The sequence below is a fragment of the Cupriavidus sp. 05N39 genome (genome assembly GCF_056397325.1).
This window is the reverse complement of record NZ_JBFTNE010000089.1, coordinates 1-19225: the sequence shown is the minus strand read 5'-3', so window position 1 is coordinate 19225 and position 19225 is coordinate 1. Positions and strand designations below refer to the sequence as shown.

Annotated in this window: 17 protein-coding genes and 1 pseudogene; 16 read left to right on the top strand and 2 right to left on the bottom strand. The window is 58.0% G+C overall.

The genetic code is table 11. The annotated features are described in order from the left end of the window. The first annotated feature begins 1 nt into the window (after position 1). The 13 genes and pseudogenes from AC1DN0_RS31310 to can all read left to right on the top strand — a co-directional run bounded on the left by AC1DN0_RS31310 (position 2) and on the right by can (position 12115). Positions 2-979 carry a Bug family tripartite tricarboxylate transporter substrate binding protein gene (locus tag AC1DN0_RS31310; RefSeq protein ID WP_477146263.1) on the top strand — a complete coding sequence of 326 codons (978 nt, stop codon included), beginning with the start codon at positions 2-4 and terminating at the stop codon, positions 977-979. Between the two features lie 33 nt (positions 980-1012). Beyond that, positions 1013-1831 carry an alpha/beta fold hydrolase gene (locus tag AC1DN0_RS31305; RefSeq protein ID WP_477146267.1) on the top strand — a complete coding sequence of 273 codons (819 nt, stop codon included), beginning with the start codon at positions 1013-1015 and terminating at the stop codon, positions 1829-1831. Between the two features lie 57 nt (positions 1832-1888). Further along, a complete protein-coding gene (locus AC1DN0_RS31300) occupies positions 1889-2797 on the top strand; it encodes a LysR family transcriptional regulator (protein WP_441632313.1) in 909 nt (302 codons plus the stop codon). Positions 2798-3220: 423 nt separating this feature from the next. After that, positions 3221-3757 carry a hypothetical protein gene (locus tag AC1DN0_RS31295; RefSeq protein ID WP_477146262.1) on the top strand — a complete coding sequence of 179 codons (537 nt, stop codon included), beginning with the start codon at positions 3221-3223 and terminating at the stop codon, positions 3755-3757. After that, the gene (locus AC1DN0_RS31290; protein WP_441632310.1) at positions 3757-5082 is read left to right on the top strand and encodes an MFS transporter; all 1326 of its coding nucleotides are present in this window, start codon (positions 3757-3759) and stop codon (positions 5080-5082) included. The genes AC1DN0_RS31295 and AC1DN0_RS31290 overlap by 1 nt, the downstream gene beginning before the upstream one ends. 63 nt (positions 5083-5145) lie before the next feature. Further along, complete coding sequence (gene pxpB / locus AC1DN0_RS31285) at positions 5146-5847, top strand: 5-oxoprolinase subunit PxpB (RefSeq protein ID WP_441632308.1); 702 nt, start codon at positions 5146-5148, stop codon at positions 5845-5847. After that, positions 5844-6827, top strand: coding sequence for a 5-oxoprolinase subunit C family protein (locus tag AC1DN0_RS31280; RefSeq protein ID WP_477146261.1), 984 nt, complete (start codon positions 5844-5846; stop codon positions 6825-6827). The genes pxpB and AC1DN0_RS31280 overlap by 4 nt, the downstream gene beginning before the upstream one ends. Positions 6828-6865: 38 nt before the next feature. Beyond that, a complete protein-coding gene (locus AC1DN0_RS31275; RefSeq protein WP_441632304.1) occupies positions 6866-7642 on the top strand; it encodes a LamB/YcsF family protein in 777 nt (258 codons plus the stop codon). 7 nt (positions 7643-7649) lie between these two features. After that, positions 7650-8042 carry an acetyl-CoA carboxylase biotin carboxyl carrier protein gene (locus AC1DN0_RS31270; protein WP_477146260.1) on the top strand — a complete coding sequence of 131 codons (393 nt, stop codon included), beginning with the start codon at positions 7650-7652 and terminating at the stop codon, positions 8040-8042. Next, positions 7991-9235 (top strand): annotated as a pseudogene (locus AC1DN0_RS31265) (acetyl-CoA carboxylase biotin carboxylase subunit); the annotation flags it as partial. The gene AC1DN0_RS31270 and the pseudogene AC1DN0_RS31265, both read left to right, overlap by 52 nt. Further along, positions 9225-9638 (top strand): hypothetical protein, encoded by a 414-nt coding sequence (locus tag AC1DN0_RS31260; RefSeq protein ID WP_441632298.1) that lies wholly within the window; start codon positions 9225-9227, stop codon positions 9636-9638. The pseudogene AC1DN0_RS31265 and the gene AC1DN0_RS31260, both read left to right, overlap by 11 nt. Before the next feature lie 51 nt (positions 9639-9689). Further along, positions 9690-10661: a Bug family tripartite tricarboxylate transporter substrate binding protein gene (locus AC1DN0_RS31255; RefSeq protein WP_441632296.1), complete on the top strand. Its 972-nt coding sequence runs from the start codon at positions 9690-9692 to the stop codon at positions 10659-10661. 695 nt (positions 10662-11356) lie between these two features. After that, a complete protein-coding gene (gene can, locus AC1DN0_RS31250; RefSeq protein ID WP_441632294.1) occupies positions 11357-12115 on the top strand; it encodes a carbonate dehydratase in 759 nt (252 codons plus the stop codon). Between the two features lie 426 nt (positions 12116-12541). On the opposite strand, the gene AC1DN0_RS31245 is transcribed toward can, so the two are convergent. Then, positions 12542-12865 (bottom strand): H-NS histone family protein, encoded by a 324-nt coding sequence (locus AC1DN0_RS31245; RefSeq protein WP_441632292.1) that lies wholly within the window; start codon positions 12863-12865, stop codon positions 12542-12544. A 385-nt stretch (positions 12866-13250) separates the two neighbouring features. Here AC1DN0_RS31245 and ligD point away from each other — a divergent pair, with 385 nt between their 5' ends. Both ligD and ku read left to right on the top strand, forming a co-directional pair. Next, positions 13251-15758 (top strand): DNA ligase D, encoded by a 2508-nt coding sequence (ligD, locus tag AC1DN0_RS31240; protein WP_441632290.1) that lies wholly within the window; start codon positions 13251-13253, stop codon positions 15756-15758. Positions 15759-15821: 63 nt separating this feature from the next. Then, positions 15822-16736: a non-homologous end joining protein Ku gene (gene ku / locus AC1DN0_RS31235; protein ID WP_477102890.1), complete on the top strand. Its 915-nt coding sequence runs from the start codon at positions 15822-15824 to the stop codon at positions 16734-16736. Between the two features lie 756 nt (positions 16737-17492). Here the strand turns inward: ku and AC1DN0_RS31230 are convergent. Further along, entirely contained in the window at positions 17493-17942 is a 450-nt protein-coding gene (locus AC1DN0_RS31230; RefSeq protein WP_441632288.1) for a hypothetical protein, read from the bottom strand. A 366-nt stretch (positions 17943-18308) separates the two neighbouring features. Between AC1DN0_RS31230 and AC1DN0_RS31225 the strand changes: the two genes are divergently transcribed. After that, complete coding sequence (locus AC1DN0_RS31225) at positions 18309-18626, top strand: hypothetical protein (protein WP_441632287.1); 318 nt, start codon at positions 18309-18311, stop codon at positions 18624-18626. The last annotated feature ends 599 nt before the right edge of the window (positions 18627-19225 follow it).

Below are 19225 nucleotides of genomic sequence, written 5' to 3'. Positions count from 1 at the left end.
TATGCTGCAATTCTCAAACATCGCAAAACTTCTGGTCGCGGCCCTTTCCGTGTGCGCCACTGTCTCAGCAGCACACGCTGAAGACCGCTGGCCCAGCAAGCCCATTTCTCTCATCGTTCCCTATGCCCCCGGTGGCACCTCGGATGTGCTCGCGCGCATCCTTGCCGCAAAGCTTCACGACAAGCTCGGCCAAACCTTTGTCGTTGAGAACAAGCCCGGAGCGGGTGGCAACATCGGCACGAACCTGGTTGCCAAGGCGAAGCCGGACGGGTATACGTTCCTGGTCGGCTCCAGCGGTCCGATTGTTATCGCTGGCGCCCTGTATCCCAAGCTGCCCTATAGGCCTGAGACGGACTTCACTCCTGTCTCTCCGCTGGCCAAGGMCAGCTTTGTTGTCGCGGTGAACGCCAAGTCCGGCCTTAACTCGATTCAGGACATCATCAGCAAGGGCAAGACCGGCCAGCTTTCGTACGGTTCTGCTGGCTCCGGTTCGCCGCAGCACATTATTGGTGAGATGTTCAACGTGGAAGCCAAGACTAGGTTGCAGCACATCCCCTACAAGGGTTCCGGTCCCCTGCTGAACGACCTGGTGGGAGGGCAAGTTGCACTGGCCTTCGAGAACCCACTTCCCATCATGCCTCAGGTGAAGGCAGGCAATATCAAGGTACTCGCCATTACCAGCGCCGAGCGCTCCCCCTTGTTCCCGGATATCCCCACACTCGCAGAGTCAGGTGTTAAGGGCTTTGATGCTCAGCCTTGGTACGGAATGCTTGCCCCAGCCGGCCTACCCAGCGATATCACAGAGAAGATGAACAATGCAGTCCAATCGGTCCTGGCATCTCCCGGGGTCGTGGCACAGCTGAAAGGCCAAGGTGCGGAGCCCTTGACGATGAAACCCACCCAGTTCCGTACTTTGATTGGCTCAGATATTCGAAGGTGGTCAGAGGCTGTAAAGCTGTCTGGGGCAACGGTCGACTGAACCTTCTGAGAATCAAGACAACAACATCCAATGATGACAATGAACAGAGACACTCGAAAAGAAACTGTATCGCTTGAGGTCGAGGGCGTGGCGCTTAAGGTCGCTGCCATTAGTCGTCAGGGCGAGCTTGTACCTATCGTGTTCTTGCACGGGTTCGGCTCGACGAAAGAGGACTACGCCGACATCGCCGTCAACCGAGCACTCGCTGGCCGTCCGTTCCTGGCCTACGACGCTCCGGGTTGTGGAGAGACTTCCTGCGGCGACCTTCGGAAGGTCTCTGTCCCCTTCCTGGTCGAGACGGCCAAAGCAATGGTTGCTCATGCGGGCATCGACCGCTTTCATTTGGTCGGGCATTCCATGGGTGGACTCACGGCGTTGATGCTCGCGAATGAGTTGCGGGACCGAGTATTGAGCTTCGTTGACATTGAGGGCAACGTCGCACCGGAAGACTGCTTCCTGAGCAGGCAGATTATGGACTTCCCCACCGAAGACCCTCAAGCGTTCTTCAACGACTTCATCGACCGAAACTGGCACTCCTCTCAGTACTCTTCACCGCTTTACGCCGCAAGCCTCCGTCACAAGGTCCGCGCGCAGGCGGTGTCCGGCATCTTCACGTCGATGGTGCACCTGTCGGACCACGGCGACCTCATGGGCAAGTTCTTGTCGTTACCTTTCCCGAGGATGTTCATGTACGGTGAACAGAATAGTTATCTGACGTACTTGCCGCTTTTGGCCAAGTCCGGCGTCGAACTCGCAGAAATCAGCGATTGTGGCCACTTTCCGATGTACTCTAATCCGGTGGAGATGTGGCGGYGCATCGATGCGTTCGTAACAAGTGCTGAGCGCCGCTGACATTGCCGTAGCGCCGGAATGTAGTTGCAGCGGCATGAAACCGAGCTTTGTACTCACATGAACACTCGCTTTCTTGAGAGCTTCATCCTTGTCGTGCAGTTGGGTAGCTTTCGCGCCGCTGCCGAAAAGCTCCACATCACCCAAGCTACGATTTCCAATCGTATTGCATCACTGGAGGAAGAAATCGGCGCCCGAGTTTTCTCCCGAGATGCTGGGGACTTGCGCCTGACCCCGGTAGGYATGAGGCTGATTCCGCTTGGCGAGCGGGTAATCGAGATGCAGAAGTACATCATGCAGCTCGGACAGTCAGACCAGAACGTGCTCGGCAGCGTTCGCATCGGTGCAATTGATACCGTGGTCCACACTTGGCTCGTGAGCTTCATCGAGCATCTCCAATCATCCTATCCGGGAATTGAAGTTCAGCTGAGTTCTGAGTCCACCGACCGACTGAACAAGAGTCTTCGCGACGGGGATGTCGATATTGCTCTCCAGACCGACCAGCTGGCCGGAGATGGTGTAGTTAGCACGACCTGCCTCCCAATGCGGATTGGATGGGTTGGGCCTGGCAATAAAGGCGAGCGTAAGGTAGACGTCCGAGAGCTGCTTACCCAACCAGTGGTCACAATGAGCCGTGGCTCTCAGCCTTACCTTGTGCTCAAGGACGTGTATCGGCGCGCCGGTGTGCCAATGGGAAAGGTGCATTGTGTTAATTCGATAGCTGCGCTTGCTCGACTGGTGCGGTGCGGTTTTGGAAACGCGTTAATACCACTGCCGCCGGTACGCGAGGAGGTTGTCAGGGGTGAGCTGCGGATTATCGAAACTGACATGCCGCTCCCGCCTCAGGGCCTGATTGTCAGCTATTTGGAAAGCCGCGTATCCGACGCCATCAAACTTGTCGCCGAATTGGCTTGCCAGGAAGCAGACCGATTTATGCGCTCAATGCCTGCACCATTCTCCCCACATTGATGCAGACTCACCCATCCGCACGCAGCATTTCTTAGTTCCTGGAGCACCTTGAACACCTAGGGATTACCCCACCACTCAATACTCCGAATAAATCGAAGTCTTCCATGGCTCGATAAAGATAGGGATTACCCTCGCCCGCAAAAGCTCCAGAAGGCACTCGATGCACCAAAAACGCCCTCTTTTCGACCGCTCTGGTGCATCAACCCTTAAGGGTCGAAAGAAAGTCTATTAGGTAGTCGAAAAAATTCCCGTTTGTGCCTCACTACGCCGTCTTAGTAGCATTCAAATTAGCAAAACGAGCGAGGTGAGGAAAYGGCAGAGAATAAATTTGGCATTCTTTTTGTCGCATCGGATATTAGCCCCGATGATGAAATAGATTTTAACGCCTGGTATGACAGAGAACATATTGAAGAGCGAGTCCGGATGGAAGGGGTTATCTCGGCGGCTCGTTATATTTCGGTAACTGGTCGCCCGAAATATCTGGGCCTGTATTGGGCGGAATCGATTTCAGTATTTGCTTCACCGGCATATTCCCATGCATTCAAGAACCAGACTCCCTGGTCCATGAAAATACTGCCGAAAATGCTCCTCCCAACGCGCCGGATTGGCGACGTTTCCGCAGACGTCGGTCAAGGCAGTGGAGGTTGGGTCGCAGTGCTCCCGTTGAATGCCCCCACTCCTGACGTGGAAGGGAAGTGCAAAAACGTGGGGGCCCTCCTTGCGGAAGACAGTGCTTTCGTCCGCTCATACCTCATCAGCCCGAATGACGAGCTCAGCCGCCCGCTCCCCCTTGAGGACCTTGCGACGCGCAAGATGCGTCCGCTCTACATCATCGAAAGCAGCAACTCCGCTTCGAACGAAGCTGCTTTGCGCCATGCCATCGAAGCCCTTCCCTGTTCGCCAGCCGATGCAGCCCGCTATCAGCTGACGTGGAAGCTGTCTCGCGAGGAGTTGAAGTAATGGACAACGCAACGATTTTTTCGCCAACAGGCGAGTCAGCCCATGTTGCGGCCCCGCGTCAAAAGATGCGGCGCCTCGCTGCCGCGAGTTCAATTGGTACGACCCTGGAATGGTACGACTTCACGGTCTACAACCTCATGGCGGCACTCGTCTTCAACAGCGTGTTCTTTCCGTCGGTGGACCCGTTGTCTGGAACCATCCTGGCCTTCTCGACCTACGCCGTCGGATACCTGTCACGGCCTTTCGGCGGCATTGTCTTCGGCCACCTCGGTGACAAGCTCGGCCGACGCTTCGTCCTGGTCGCCACGTTGGTGCTGATGGGTGCGTCGACCGGCCTCATGGGCATGTTGCCCACCTATGAAGTCTGGGGCACTTGGAGTCCCATCCTGCTGGTCGCGCTTCGTTTCCTCCAGGGCGTGTCGATTGGCGGCGAATGGGCGGGCGCCGTGCTGCTTTCGATGGAGCATGGCAGCCAGGAACAACGTGGGTGCAATGCATCTTTCGCCCAGGTTGGCCCTGCCTGTGGCACGTTGCTAGGTGCGGGCTTCATTACCTTCTTCACCTACTTCCTTCCCACCGAAGCGTTCCACGCTTGGGGTTGGCGGATTCCTTTCCTTTCAAGTGTTTTCCTCGTTGCATTCGGTCTGTGGCTGCGCCGCGGCGTGGACGAGACGCCGATGTTCGAGCAGCTCGAGCGGGGCCATAGCAAAGCCAAAATGCCGCTGAAGGAAGTCCTCCACAGCTACGGGCGGCGTCTGCTGATTGCGGGTGGCGTGAGAATCGGCTCCGACATTGTCTACGGCCTGCTCGTGGTTTTCACGCTCACTTACGTGACGACGGTGCTCAATCTGCCTCGCTCTCTGGCACTGACCGCAACCATGCTCGGCGCTGCTCTCCATGCAGTTTCGGTGCCACTCTTCGGCGCGCTCAGCGACAAGCTCGGCCGGAGAATTGTGTATGGGGCGGGCGCCGTGTTGTCGATTGGCTGGGCGTTTGCATATTTTCCGCTGATGAACACCCTCGACCCGGCGAACATCTGTATCGCAGTCGTAGTTGGCATGTTGTTCCAGGCCATGATGTACGGTCCACAAGCTGCCTTTGTGACGGAACAGTTCCCGACGCGTGTCCGGTATGCGGGAGCATCGCTGGCAGCGACGCTGGGCGGCATCATCGGCGGGGGATTTGCGCCCCTCGTCTTCGCCAGCCTCTACAAGACATATCAGTCGTCCACCACCCTCTCGCTCTACATCGGAGCCGGCCTGCTGGTCACTTTGGCCAGCCTCCTTGCAGCCAAGGAGACGGCTCACAAGCCGCTGGAACACTGACCAGTCCCGGCCGCTGCGTCACTGCGCGGCCGGACCCTGAATCGCAATCGGTATCTTTCAAGCATGACGCTCACACTGGAACTGGCAGAGCCCGACAACACCATCGCTGCCCGCATTCACGCCGCAGGCTCCGGCGCGCTCCTGCTCGACGCGTCCACCGGCGCTTTCGACAAAGACATCCAGTCACTCCTGCTTTCACTGGCCAGCAAGCTGCGTCAGCGCTTAGGGAAGGCTACGCCTCATGAGGTGGTACTCGGCGTCAATAACCTCCTCCTGACATTCGACCCGCTCCAGCTTCACCCACGTAAAGCGGAAGCGCTGATGCGCCAGCTATGGGAGTCCGCAACGCCAACGCACCGCTCCGGCAGGCATTTCGACATCTCCGTCACCTACGGCGGCGAGTATGGCGAGGACTTAAAGGACCTCGCAGAAGGCGCGGCACTCACCATAGACGAGTATGTCCTTCGGCATAGCTCAGCGGTCTACACCGTTGCGTGCGTTGGCTCAATGCCCGGATTCGCATACATGACGGGACTTCCTGAAGAGCTTTCAGTGCCGCGTCGAAGCTCGCCACGCATGAAGGTCCAGAAGGGCTCAGTGATTGTGGGCGGCAGCCAGGCCGGCGTCATGCCATGCACAGCGCCGTCAGGCTGGCACCTCATCGGCATCGCCGACCGAGAGATGTTTGACGCAACCAAGGACAGTCCGTGCTTACTCGCGCCCGGGGACACGGTCAGGTTCGGCATCAAGGAGATTGCGGCGTGATAGAGATTCTTTCGAACGGCGCTCCAAACGTAGTGCAGGACCTGGGACGCTACGGATGCATGAGTTACGGCGTCAGCCGCAGCGGCGCCATGGACCCTTTCGCCCTATCAATCGGTAACGCGCTGGTAGGAAATGACCGTGGGGAAGCGGGCATCGAAATCAACCTGTTCCCATTTCGCGTCAAGTTCCACGAGGATACACGTTTTGCCGTGACAGGCGCTGACGCCAAGGCGAGCCTGGATGAACAGCGCCTCGCGCTATGGTGGGGTCGAACAGCTTCGGCGGGGCAGACCCTCGTCATCGAGCGCCCCCGGCGCGGGACCCGAGCCTATTTGACTATTGGTGGCGGCATGAACGTCAAACCAATCATGGGCTCGAAGTCAACTGACCTGAAAGGCGCCTTTGGTGGTGCTTCGGGTCGCGGCTTGATGCGCGGGGACCGCCTGGAGGTGGGCACTGAGCAATCGGCTTCGGACCGTCCTTGGAAGGTCGGGCTCGGCGTGGTTCCTAAGGGCTTGCTCGAATATTGGGATGAACTGAGCACAAACTGCATCTCCGTCCGTGTACTCCCTGCAGCTGAATTCGAGCGGTTCACGCCCGAGTCGCAGACGGCCTTCCTGCGAGATGAGTTCAAGGTGACACCAGACGCAAATCGTGTTGGATATCGACTCAACGGACCGATGCTGAATCAATCGCAACACGTCGAACTGCTCTCTCATGGCATCGTCGCGGGGACCATTCAGGTCCCCCCATCGGGTCAAGCCATCGTCCAGCTTGCAGAAGCCAATACGTGCGGCGGCTACCCGAAGATTGCCACTGTGATTGAAGCCGACTTGTGGAAGCTATCGCAAGCTCCTATCGGTTGCGGAATTCGATTCGAACTCACAGACATTGATACCGCCGTAGCCGCACTTCAAACGAGACGCGACGAAGAACTACGCRTCAGGGACACCCTGGCAATGATGTCTGGGCGCGCCTAGCTAGCCGCCTCCCAAACCTCAACAAGGAACCGAGAATCATGAGCACACAAAATAGAGCCATCGAAGTAGACCTCAATTCCGATATGGGTGAGGGTTTCGGCGCCTACCGGATGGGCGATGATGCTGCCATCCTCGAGATTGTCACCTCGGCCAATGTCGCTTGTGGATTGCACGCGGGCGACCCGGAAATCATGGCGAAGACTTTCGCGCTGGCAAAGGCTCGTGGCGTCGCCGTGGGTGCCCATCCTGGCTTCCCCGACCTGTGGGGCTTCGGTCGTCGCGTCATTCCTTTCACGCACGGCGAAATTGAACGTCTGGTTGCGTATCAGATTGGCGCGGCGCAAGCGCTGTCGCGATATGCTGACCACCCCATTACCTACGTCAAGGCACACGGTGCACTCGGAAACCTGACGCAGGCTGACGAAGCCGTCGCAAAAGCCATTGCACGTGCAATCAAGGCGGTCGACCCGAGCCTTACCTGCATGACTTTCGCTGGCGCTGCTATGGAGCGTGTGGCTTCCGAGATGGGGTTGGCTGTGCGGCGCGAGGTCTTCGCCGACCGTGCATATACCGAGGAAGGGAACCTGGTACATCGCTCCGTGCCCGGCGCAGTGCTACACGACGGCGACGAAGCGGCAGCCCGCATGCTGCGGATGGTCCGGGCCGGCGCCATTGAAACTACTTCCGGGAAGCTTCTCCCCGTCCAGATTGACACCATCTGCGTCCATAGCGACACGCCCGGTGCCATCCAGATGGCGGCGAAAGTCCGTAGCACGCTCGAGGGCGCGGGCATCGTGGTTAAGTCATTCAGCTGAGGAACACATGGACCTGAAGTTCGTGCAAACGCTGCTCGACGTCCTTGAAAGCTCAACGGCGCTCAGCGAAATCGAATATGGCGACGGGCAGCGACAGGTGAAGCTGAAGAGGCGCTCATCACGCCCTAGCCCCACCGCTGAGACGTCCGAACAACTTGTGACGGAGCGGGCGCCTGCGTTGGCGGAAGAGGCCGCCGTCGCCGAGGCCCCCACCGCGACGGCCACTCGAAATAGTGTAATTGCGGGGATGATTGGCACCTTCTATCGCTCTCCTGCCCCAAACCAACCCTCGTTCGTGTCGGTTGGTGACACCGTCGAGGAAGGCCAAACCTTGGCAATCGTGGAAGGGCGGACAAAGCGATATGCATCGGCCCTGCTCCATCGTCGAAGAGCTACCTGAATCACCAAGAGATTCTTCTCGCCGCGAAGGCAACAGGCGCGGGAGCCGTGCATCCTGGATATGGCTTCCTCTCCGAGAATGGCTCGTTTGCTGCTGCAGTCGAGAGCGCCGGGCTTGTTTTTGTGGGACCGACCTCTGAATCCATCCGGCTAATGGGTGACAAGGTGAGCGCCAAGCAGGCCATGGCAAAAGCTGGTGTTCCCTGCGTTCCGGGCTCAGATGGTCCACTGTCAGAAGAACCAGACCGCATTGTTGACCTCGCAGAGCGAGTCGGCTACCCGCTTATTGTCAAGGCGGCGGGCGGTGGTGGCGGTAGAGGTATGCGCGTGGTTGATAGCCCGGCTGAGCTCCTGAATGCTGTGGCCATGACGCGCGAGGAGGCTGGCCGCGCATTTGGAAATCCCACCGTGTACCTTGAGCGGTACCTCAAGACGCCTCGCCATGTCGAGATACAAATTCTTGCTGACACACATGGAAATGCCATCTGGCTAGGAGAGCGCGACTGCTCTACCCAGCGAAGGCACCAGAAGCTGATTGAGGAGTCTCCAGCGCCAGGAATCGACCGAAGCGATATAGCACGAATTGGAGAGCTCTGTACTCAAGCGTGCTTGCAAATTGGATACCGCGGCGCCGGCACGTTCGAGTTCTTATACGAGAACGGCGAGTTCTTCTTTATTGAGATGAACACCCGCCTTCAGGTGGAGCATCCAGTGACCGAGCTCGTCACCGGCATTGACATCGTCGCCGAGCAGCTGCGCGTTGCGCTGGGTGAAAAGCTTGGTATCACGCAGAGCGATGTCTCTTTTTCCGGTCATGCCATCGAGTGCCGTATCAACGCTGAGCATCCGTGGAAATTCACGCCGTGCCCAGGAAAAATCCTCGACTGGATTGTCCCGGGCGGGCCAGGTGTTCGCGTTGAGTCACATGTTTACCCTGGGTATGTCGTGCCGCCGCATTACGACTCGCTCATTGCGAAACTCCTGGTGCATGGAGCCACTCGTGAAGAAGCCATCGCGCGGATGAGGGCCGCCCTTGACGAGATGCACGTTGACGGGATTCAAACAACCGCCCCATTGCACCGCAAATTGATGGACGAGCCAACCTTTGGCAACGGGGGCGCCGACATCCACTATCTCGAGAGGCTGATATCGCATTGGGACGCAGCTTCAAAGGAAGGCAGCCATGAAGACTGAAGAGATTGCCTCGCTGGTCGCCGGTCTGGAGCGAGCCGGGGCTTCCGAGTTGTCGTATAGCGATGGCACTCAAACCTTGACTCTGCGCTTCGCCGAGGCGGCCGGACAAGCTGCGCATCCAGTTGAGGAGCCCGTGAAGACGAATGTGCTCATCAAGCCCTCGCTTACGAAGCACAAGGATATTCTTTCGAGCGCAACTGGCGCATTCAGTCGGGTGCATCCGCTCGCTGCTGATGCATTTTCCGATGCAGTCAGGCAGGGAGACCATGTGGGCTACCTGACAATTGACTCGGTCTTGAGTGCCATCATCGCCCCGGCAGACGGGAGGACTGGGAACCAGCTTGTGGATGATGGCAAGACAGTTGGGTACGGCGATGCCGTTCTCGAACTCCACAGCGCGTAGTCCGCCTTTACCTCGCACCCTTAGCTTACACTCCCCTGAAAAGACGACGCCATGAAGCGCCTTACCACTGCCCTAGTTGCCGCAATATCGCTTCTCATCGCACCGGCCTTCGCCAGTGCCGCCGACTATCCCAACAAACCAATCCGCGTACTGGTTCCCTATCCGCCTGGGGGCTCTACAGACGGCGTGGCCCGCCTGATTGGCCAGAAGCTTGCGACCAAACTCGGCCAGGCAGTTGTGGTCGACAATCGTCCTGGCGCTAGCGAAGCTATCGCCGCAGGCGCGGTGGCAAAGTCGGTACCGGATGGGTACACGTTGCTTTTCGCGACGATGACTGGCTTATCTGTCAATCCAAGCCTGTACAGCAAACTGAGCTACGACCCGGCAAAGGATTTCGCGCCAATCATCCAGGTCACCTCGATTCCAAGCGTGGTGGTGGTCAATCCCAGCGTGCCCGTCAGCTCAATGTCTGACCTAGCTCGCTACCTGAAGAGTCGCCCCTCTTCCGACGGTTACGCATCGGCTGGGAATGGCACGCCGAGCCATCTCGGCATGGAACTGTACAAAAAGGCGACTAACACGAACATTGTTCATGTTCCGTACAAGGGAGGTGCCCCGGCGCTACAGGACCTGATGGCGGGGCAGGTGCAAATCATGATGGCGCTGGCGCCTGAAGCGATGCCGCTTGTGAAGGGCGGCAAGCTCAAAGCGCTAGCCATTACGACATCAAAGCGGGCAGCAGCATATCCGGAACTCCCGACCGTGTCTGAGAACGGCTTGCCAGGTTTCGAAATGATTTTTTGGCAGGCGCTGGTCGCACCAGCAGGAACGCCCAAGGAAGTCACAGCCAAGCTGAACAAGGCTATCAACGAGATTCTGGCCGACCCCGAGATTAAGCGTCGTCTTGTTGAAATGGACCTTGAGCCTGCAGGAGGCAGCCAGGAAGCATTAGAAAGTCTGATGCGCACCCAGGCAGGAAAGTGGAAGAAAGTAGTTCTGGACGCCGGCATCAAACTCGATTGATGCATTCTTCCACCGGGCACGTGGTGGGGGGATACGGCGCTCAGCGAGTATGTGGCGTCGTTCCTTCAAGGGCCAACAGGTGCAATGCTCGTCACAGGCACCACCTTGGGGTCCTGCTTGTGGATGCCTCCAGTACATCCGAATTACGTATGCATTCAATACGCAATTCGGAATGTACATACAAAGCAAAGTCACGGAAACTTCCGGACGAGCTTTTCCGGACACTCAAAAGGTGTGGGAAGAATCCTTTGGATGGCGTGAGCGATGGGATTTCTGAAACACAGAAGTCCGAGGGGCGGTGTCGGGTGGGACGCCAGCTGTTCGCTCCGCCAGCTGTTCCATGTTCATGGCCTTTGCGACAGCCAGCAGTTGCACCAGCTGACGCTCCAACTTTCCGCGTCTCGCAAGGAAATGGCGCGCATGAGTTGCGCAGGCTCGTCATCGCCCAGTGTGTGCGCACGTCGCGCGGTGGTCCCTCGCGTGCATCAGTCCTGATGCACAACATCCCCCCTTCTCGGCGACCGCGTCAAACGCCCTGTCTTTGCCCAAAGTAACGATTCATTGCCAGCGACCGCTATCGGTTCCATACGTCTAGCGTATGAATGGCTTCCATCCTTCGGAATTTACAGGTCGCAACGTTTAGACGACAGTAAAGCCGTGACCAATCTCCGGTATCGCCCCGCTACCCAGCGACGATGCCACACTGGAAAGGTTTAGTGATGAACCACGCAGCCAAGGGAAGGCTGAAGCTGGACCTGGACAGCCTCCTAGAGAACAATCGCCAATGGGCAGCCGAGGTCGAAGATAGACGCCCAGGCTTCTTTCATTCGCTCATGCGGCAGCAAGCGCCCCAGTGGCTCTGGATTGGCTGCGCTGACAGCCGTGTTCCCGCGAATGAGCTCGTTGGCCTGCTGCCAGGAGAGCTGTTCGTGCATCGGAATATCGCGAATGTCGTCGCACATTCGGATTTGAACTGTCTCTCAGTATTGCAGTACGCGGTCGACATGCTCAAGGTCCAGGATGTCACGGTCGTTGGGCATTCTGGCTGCGGCGGTGTACGCGCCGCTCTCGATGGGATGCGCATTGGCCTTGCCGACAACTGGGTGAGACACATTCGGGATGTTGTCGAGAAGCACTCTTTGTGGCTCCAGACGCTAGCACCAGAGGTTAGATTCGACGCCACGTGCCGGCTTAACGTTCTTGAACAGGCCAGGAACCTCTGCTTGACGACGGTGCTACAAGACGCGTGGGCACGGGGTCAGACAGTCGCCGTGCATGGCCTCTTTTATGGGCTTCATGACGGACTACTAAAAAGTCTTGCTCTTACTGTACGGTCCTCAGACGAGGTGGACTGGATGTATGCACGGGCTGTGGCCGAATTGAAGTCAACGCACGCCTCATGCTTCGCCTCACAGCAGTGTGAGTGTGTGGCGTCCGCGCAGGTTCTCCCATGACAAAGCACGTAGTCGCATGCACCAAGATTGAAGCGCTTCACATCGTCGGGCGACGTGCCGCGGATGAACTGGAGCTTGACTATGAAACGGCTTGACGTAGTAGAGCTTTGCAGGCTTGACATGAGGCACGACATCCGCGTGAGCACAAGAGGTTCTGAATACGTCTTGGTGGGCTCGCCTTCTTCTCTCTTTGCCGGCCCATTACGGGCCAAAGTGGACATGCCGTTGCTCACAAAGGCGGTGCTGCAAAGCCTAACGACGCCGGCCCAAGGTCAGGAAGCCGCGAAATGTCGGAGACGCCAGTCAGCACGGCTAAGTCGTATAAGCAAAAAGCCCTTCGTCCCAGCGAAGAGCTCTCTTGCGTCCAGACCTCTCAGTCAATACGGCGTAAGGCATTCGGCAGCAGTTCGTACTGCCGCGTGGGGCTCACGCTTCTGGAATCAGAAATTTGACGCGATTCTTACCGAGCCAAGCCGGCGCACGGCCACGGCCAGTCCAAGTTGCACCCGTCTTGGGGTCTTGATACTTAGGCGGCAAGGATGATTTGGATTTTGCCGGAGCCTTAGCTGCCGCGCCTGCCGCGGGACGGCCACGGCGACGCTTTGGAGCGATGTCATCGGCAGTCAACTCATACTGCGCCATCAGGGCTTGAATCTGCTCGATAACACCAGCGACCTCTGTTGCACGTACTTCGATGAGCTGAGCCTCAATCTTTTCTTTTTCCGCCAGCAGTTGTTTGTATGTCGCCATTGTCTTTCTCCGTTTCTATAGTAACTCCAGCATCCTACATTATTTCCAAAATTGCAACTCACAACAACGGCCTTTCGACTTCCTGCACCAATCAATCAGTGCAGAAAGTCGCAGACGCCTTTAATTCGCCCGTCTACCGGTCGATACTCGTGGCGGTGCACGTGGCTTCCGTTGTGCTGCAATATCTATTGTCGCGACCTGAGCACGTCGAACAATTCCGCCTGCGCCGGTGCGGACCGCCGGATGAAGGGCTAGTTCAACTCCGTAGCGCCGATGCCGAGGATGGCCGACAAGGTCGTCGTTCTGGCGGTGGTGGGTCGGTATCGCACTGATTACATTCTTTGCCTGGGTTGGCGGCCCGCTCGGACTCGCCGTAGACTGGGCCATGGCCGCTGACCGTATCCGCCCTCCGCTCTCCCAGTATGAGCAGAAGCGTGACTTCAATGTCACGCCCGAGCCTGCTTCTCAGGTTTCCGGCCACTCGACGCCGGTCAAAGGCCTCTCTTTCGTCATCCAAAAGCACTGGGCAGGCCGTCTCCACTATGACTTTCGCCTTGAGCTCGATGGAGTCTTACTGAGTTGGGCTGTTCCCAAGGGTCCAAGCTTCGACCCGCAGCAAAAACGGATGGCCATCCACGTCGAAGACCATCCCCTCGACTATGCAAACTTTGAGGGCACCATTCCGCCAAAACAGTATGGCGCAGGCGTGGTTCTCGTGTGGGACCGTGGAACCTGGGAGCCGACAGGCGACCCACACGTGGGAATGAAAGACGGAAAACTCATCTTCCAGCTCCACGGGGAAAAGCTCGCCGGCCTGTGGGAGCTGGTGCGCATCTCCAAGCCTGAAGACAAGCAAGACTCGTGGATGCTATTCAAGAAGCGCGATGAGTGGGCAAAGCCGCTCGCCGAGTATGACGTCGTCAAGGCGCTGCCTGACAGCGTCATCGACAGACCGCTAGGACTGGTCGAGCAGCGCGAGCCGAAAACGTCTTTCGCGAATCCGCCCACCGCGGTATCAACAATCGACTTGTCGCTTGCTGCCAAAGCCGACCTGCCCGCGAAGCTAGGGCCACAGCTAGCCACCTTAGCAACCTCGCTGCCGAAAGGCGATGACTGGATAGTCGAGACGAAGTTCGACGGCTATCGCATGATGGCGCGCATCGACAAGGGACGAGTCCGCTTGTTCACGAGAGGCGGCCATGACTGGACCAATAAACTGAAGAGTCTCGCTGCCGAAGTAGAAAAATTGGGCATCACAAGCGCTTGGCTCGATGGAGAGCTCGTGGTCATCAAGGACGGACTCCCTGACTTCAATGCTTTGCAGAACGCTATGGACGGGGCTCGCAATGAAAACATCGTCTACTTCCTTTTCGATATTCCATATTGGGACGGCCAAGACCTCCGAAAGGTGCCCCTGACCTCCCGGAAAGCGCTCCTGGAGCAGCTCATCGGCGAGCCCACCGAGCGGATTCGAACCAGCCAGCGTTTCGACGCGCCGCCGGCGCAGGTTTTCAAGGCCGCATGCAAATTGGGGCTAGAGGGCTTGATGTTCAAGCGGCAAGACGCACCGTATGTGTCGACACGAACGCAAACGTGGCTCAAGGCGAAATGCACACTCTGCCAAGAATTCGTCATCTGCGGTTTCACAGACCGAAGCGGAGCGCCCCAGGAAGTCGGTAGCCTACTGGTGGGTTACCACGAGGATGGCAAGCTCCGCTATGCCGGCAAAGTCGGCACAGGTTGGGATGCCAAGACCGGCCGAGACCTGTGGACCCGCTTGACCGCAATTGAAGTTCCTTCTGCGCCGTTTGACGCCAAAGCCGTTAAGCCCGGGCGCTGGTCAAAGCGCACTGCGGGCAGCGAGCATTGGGTCCAGCCGCTGCTGGTGGCAGAGGTTGCCTTCGCCGAGTGGACGCCTGACGGTCACGTGCGACAAGCCTCGTTCAAAGGTTTGCGTACTGACAAACCGGCAAGCCAAATCACCCGGGAAGCGGCCAAGACCGCAGCTTCAGCGCCGGCACCCAGCTTGGTGAAGGTGACCCACCCTGAACGGGTCATCGACCCGTCGACGGGGCTCACCAAGCTCGACTTGGTTCGCTACTACGAAAGCGTAGCCGACTGGATGCTGCCCCACCTAAAGGACCGCCCACTATCGATGCTGCGCGCGCCCAATGGCATCACCGAAGAACTGTTTTTTCAAAAACACCCTGAGAGCAAGATGCCGGGGCTCAAAGAACACGACCCCGCCTTGTGGCCGGGCCACGCTGCTCTGCTCACCGTCGACAACCTGGACGCGCTTGTATCTGCTGCTCAGATGAATGTTGTGGAGTTCCACACCTGGAACTCTATGGCCAAGCGTCTCAACAAGCCTGACAGGGTCATCTTCGACCTGGACCCTGGCGAAGACCTGAAGTGGCCGCACATGCAGGAAGCGGCACTCCTTGTCCACACGCTACTGACTGAACTTGGGCTCAAAGCCTGGCTGAAAACCAGCGGCGGGAAAGGCTTGCACGTAGTGGTGCCGCTGTCGCCAAGGCTTGACTACGATACCGTGAAGGGATTCTCCCGGGCATTTGTTCAACACATTGCCATAACCATCCCCCAAAGGTTTTCTGCTACGTCCGGGCCCGCCAATCGTAAGGGGAAAGTTTTCGTCGATTACCTGCGCAACGGGATGGGCCAGACGACCGTGGCAGCCTTCTCTGCCCGGGCCCGCCCTGGCTTGGGGGTGTCCATGCCAGTGACGTGGGAGCAGCTTATGTCGCTGAAAAGTGGCGCGCAATGGACTGTCGTGACAGCGCGCGAGTACCTTAGCTTCCAAACCGAGGACCCATGGAGTGGCTATTGGTCGACGCGGCAGTCATTGACGACAGCACTTAAGCGGCTAAGCTGACCTTAGCGCGCGTGCGCTTGCCTCAGTTGCTCAGTGCAACAGTGTCGAGGCGTGGAGGATAGTATGCCGGCCCGTTCCATCGCATCGTTGTCCCTTTCCTTCGGCTTGGTTTCCATACCGGTCAAGCTATACACCGCCACGGAGAGTGAGAGCGCCGTCAAGTTCAACTACATGTGCAAGGACGGCTCCCGTGCCAAGCAACAGTACATTTCGGAGAAGACCGGTCAGGTGGTTGAGCGTGCTGACCTGCAGAAGGGCTATGAGTTTGATAAGGACCGCTATGTCCTATTCTCGCCGGAAGAGCTAAAGGCGTTGGAGGAAAGCGCAAGCCATGTCGTCGAAATCGTGGCGTTCATTCCGGAGAAGACAGTCGACCCACTGTTCTATGACAAGGCGTACTTCGTCGCGCCCGACAAGCGGGGCGGCAAGCCCTATAACTTGCTGAAGGACGCCATGCTGAAGAGCGGCCGCTGCGCGCTGGCAAAGTGGGCGTCAAAAGGGAAGACGCATAGGGTGCAGATTCGCCCGGCAGAGGACGGCTTGGTGTTCCAGCAGTTGCTGTTCGCCGATGAAGTCCGGTCAATGAAAGACCTGCACATCGAACAGGTCGAGGTTTCCGACGCCGAGTTGAATCTTGCGCTGCAAATTATCGACCAGGCTGCAGAGGATAGCTACGAGCCAACGCAATACGAGGACGAAGAGAAGAAGCGCATCCTTCAGGCCATCGACGCGAAGATTGCAGGCAAACAGATTGTGTCGCCCGAACAAGTCGAGGTGTCGGCCAGCGGCCAAGTTATTGACCTGATGGAAGCGCTGCGAGCAAGCTTGGCTAAGGGTGGCAGAAAAGCCAAGCCTCCAGCGGCCAAGGCCAAAGCGCCTGTCGAGGAAGCCGCGAACCTCATAACGAAGGAGCGCAAGGGCGCGAAGCGCGCGGAGAATGTCCCTGAAGCACCCTCGCGAGTACGAACTCGGAAGTGACGGGTCCCGACTTGGAACATCACTACTCTTTTCGAGGTTTCCTTCGCGCCAGCCTTCACCAAGATACTCCGCTCACCGCAAAGCTGGCGGCGCCCGGTTGTCTTCGAACAGATGGCGACATTTCCTGGCCGCTTAACGGTCGTCCGCGCTACTAAGGACACTGTCGTTCCGGCCACCATCGGCGAGCCGCTCATTGCGAACGCTAGATGCGCGGAGCACGCGGAAATTGTAGACATCCTCAATACAGGCCACGCTCTCGGCTTGGCTTTGCGCGCACAGCCGGGGCTAGTCGACCGCCTCGGAAACGTCATCTGTCGCGCCATCCTTACCTGACAGCGCGGCAAATGTCGATTTTGGCTTGGCGCTACGCGCAGGCCGATGCCGTTCTATCGGATGGCGAGGCTGAATGGCTAGAGTTTCGGTTGCAACGAAAGCGTCAAATTCCACGTTAGTCGTCGTCTCCATGGTGGCCATGGTATCCCTGGTGCCTGTGGCCCCAATACTCCGGACGATAGTATCCACCATGGTACCCGCCATCGTACGGAACCACGACGCAACCGCCGAGCAGCGTAGATGCGGCAATCAGCAATGCGAGAAAGGGCTTCATGGCGTTTCCACTAGTGTTGACAAATGCGGAGAGGCCAAGCCGGCATTCCAGCTAACTGGCACTCTCCAAAAAGCTCCTGCACTCGAGCTTCGTCGCGATGGCCTTTGCCTTGGCAACGTACCCCCCCCCGTCCGCTCGATGGGAGCAGCTTACTGCTTCTTCGTCTTGTCTACATTGGCACTGGTTGCAGCCTTCGCAGCGTCGGTCTGTGTTCCCGGCTTCGCAACATCCGCCTTGGCCTTCGCCTTGTCGGAATCACTCGTTGCTTCAGTCTTCGCCATACCAGCCTCTGTATTGGCGGCCTTCATCTTGCTCGGCTTGTAGTGGGTGTCCTTGGCGGCAGACTTGTTGGCGTCAGCTTTTTCGTCAGCCTTCTCCTTGCCGGCGCTGGCTTGAGTCTTTGCCACATCGCCCTGCGCGCTGACACTCTTCTTGTTCTTATCGGCTTTCGCCTGCGTGGCGCTCTTCTCCTTGACGACCTTTACCTGGTCTTTCGTCGCCTCGCCTTGCGGCTGAGTCGCGGAAGCCGGCACACCAGTCTGCGCGAATACAGTACCGACGAGGGCTGCGGAGGCGAGAGCAACGAACAGCTTCTTCATGAGATGAACTCCTAGGGAATTTTAATAGCTCGGCAATGCACCGCGCTTACAGGCAAAAACGGTATTGCCCCAAGCCGAGTTGACCCACAACTCGTGACAATCCGTAAGTTCTGAAACAGGCAAACCTGATTCGCAAGCGTGGCCGAATGTGCCTCCACTCTCAGCGCGGGTTCCTTCGTCCTTTCGGAAGTACTCCGACCCCGGTCCCACGCCGAAAATGCGCGGCTATGTTGTAGCCCGCCCCAATCCGGCTGGACAGCAAGCGCCCCCACATCGCGTTACAGAAAGTAACCGTTGTACGAGTCCGCTAATACACCATTGAACCAAGCCGGCCTAGAGTCTCTGTAAGAGGAAACGGAGTAAACCATGCGAAGGGTCGCAGCACTTTTGATACTTGCCGGGGTGACCGGACTTGCCTCGAACGTTGCTCAAGCGCGGGTGGACGTAGGTATCGGCATCGGCATCCCATTGCCAGCGGTTGTCGCCCCTCCCCCTGTCTACTACGAGCCTGCGCCGGTGGTTGTCGAGCCCCCGCCTGTGGTAGTTGCCCCGGGCTACTATTACGACGACTGGCGGACCCGTGCCTGGCAGGAGCGTGCGTGGCGGGAGCAGCGCTGGCGCGAACGCGAGTGGCGCGAGCGCCGACGCGAATGGCGACGCTGGCATGACGACTACGATGACTAAGATGGGTGCGCGCTATGCTCGTGGTTAACAGCGGGAACGCCAAGGCGTTCGTCATCACTCTTTGGATTCACAAGTAATGCTATGAGGCCGCGCCGTGCGACCAAGGCAGACTTTCGTGATGTGGAAGCATTGCTTCGGTCGTGCTCGCTGTCCGTTGGCGAAATACATAGCGAAGCGGTGCAATTTCATGTCAGCCGAGGCCGGACCGGCCTTCTTGGGTGCGCCGGTATCGAAGATACTTGGCGACCGTGTGGCCGTACCCCCAGAATTGCTGGCTTTTCGTGAATTTTCCGACACCAGTGTCAGCACTGCGGCAGCCATGAGGGTCGAACTCTAGCGTCTGCTTCCGCATGTATCGCCAGCTTTCTCCGTGCCTTCGAGCATTGGCTCACGGCAGGACGTGGCGGATATCCAAGCAATATGTCGCAGGAGTTCAACGGCTGCTATTAGCTAACCAGATGAGTGTTAGTGGCGCCATTTCGAACATAACGTCCGCTGCACTATTCCTCGCCTCGCGCCTGGACCGCTAATATTGAACGCCTTAATTCTGATATAAACGATTCTTAATTCCCACCCTGGACACTCGCCAAGTTCTGAGC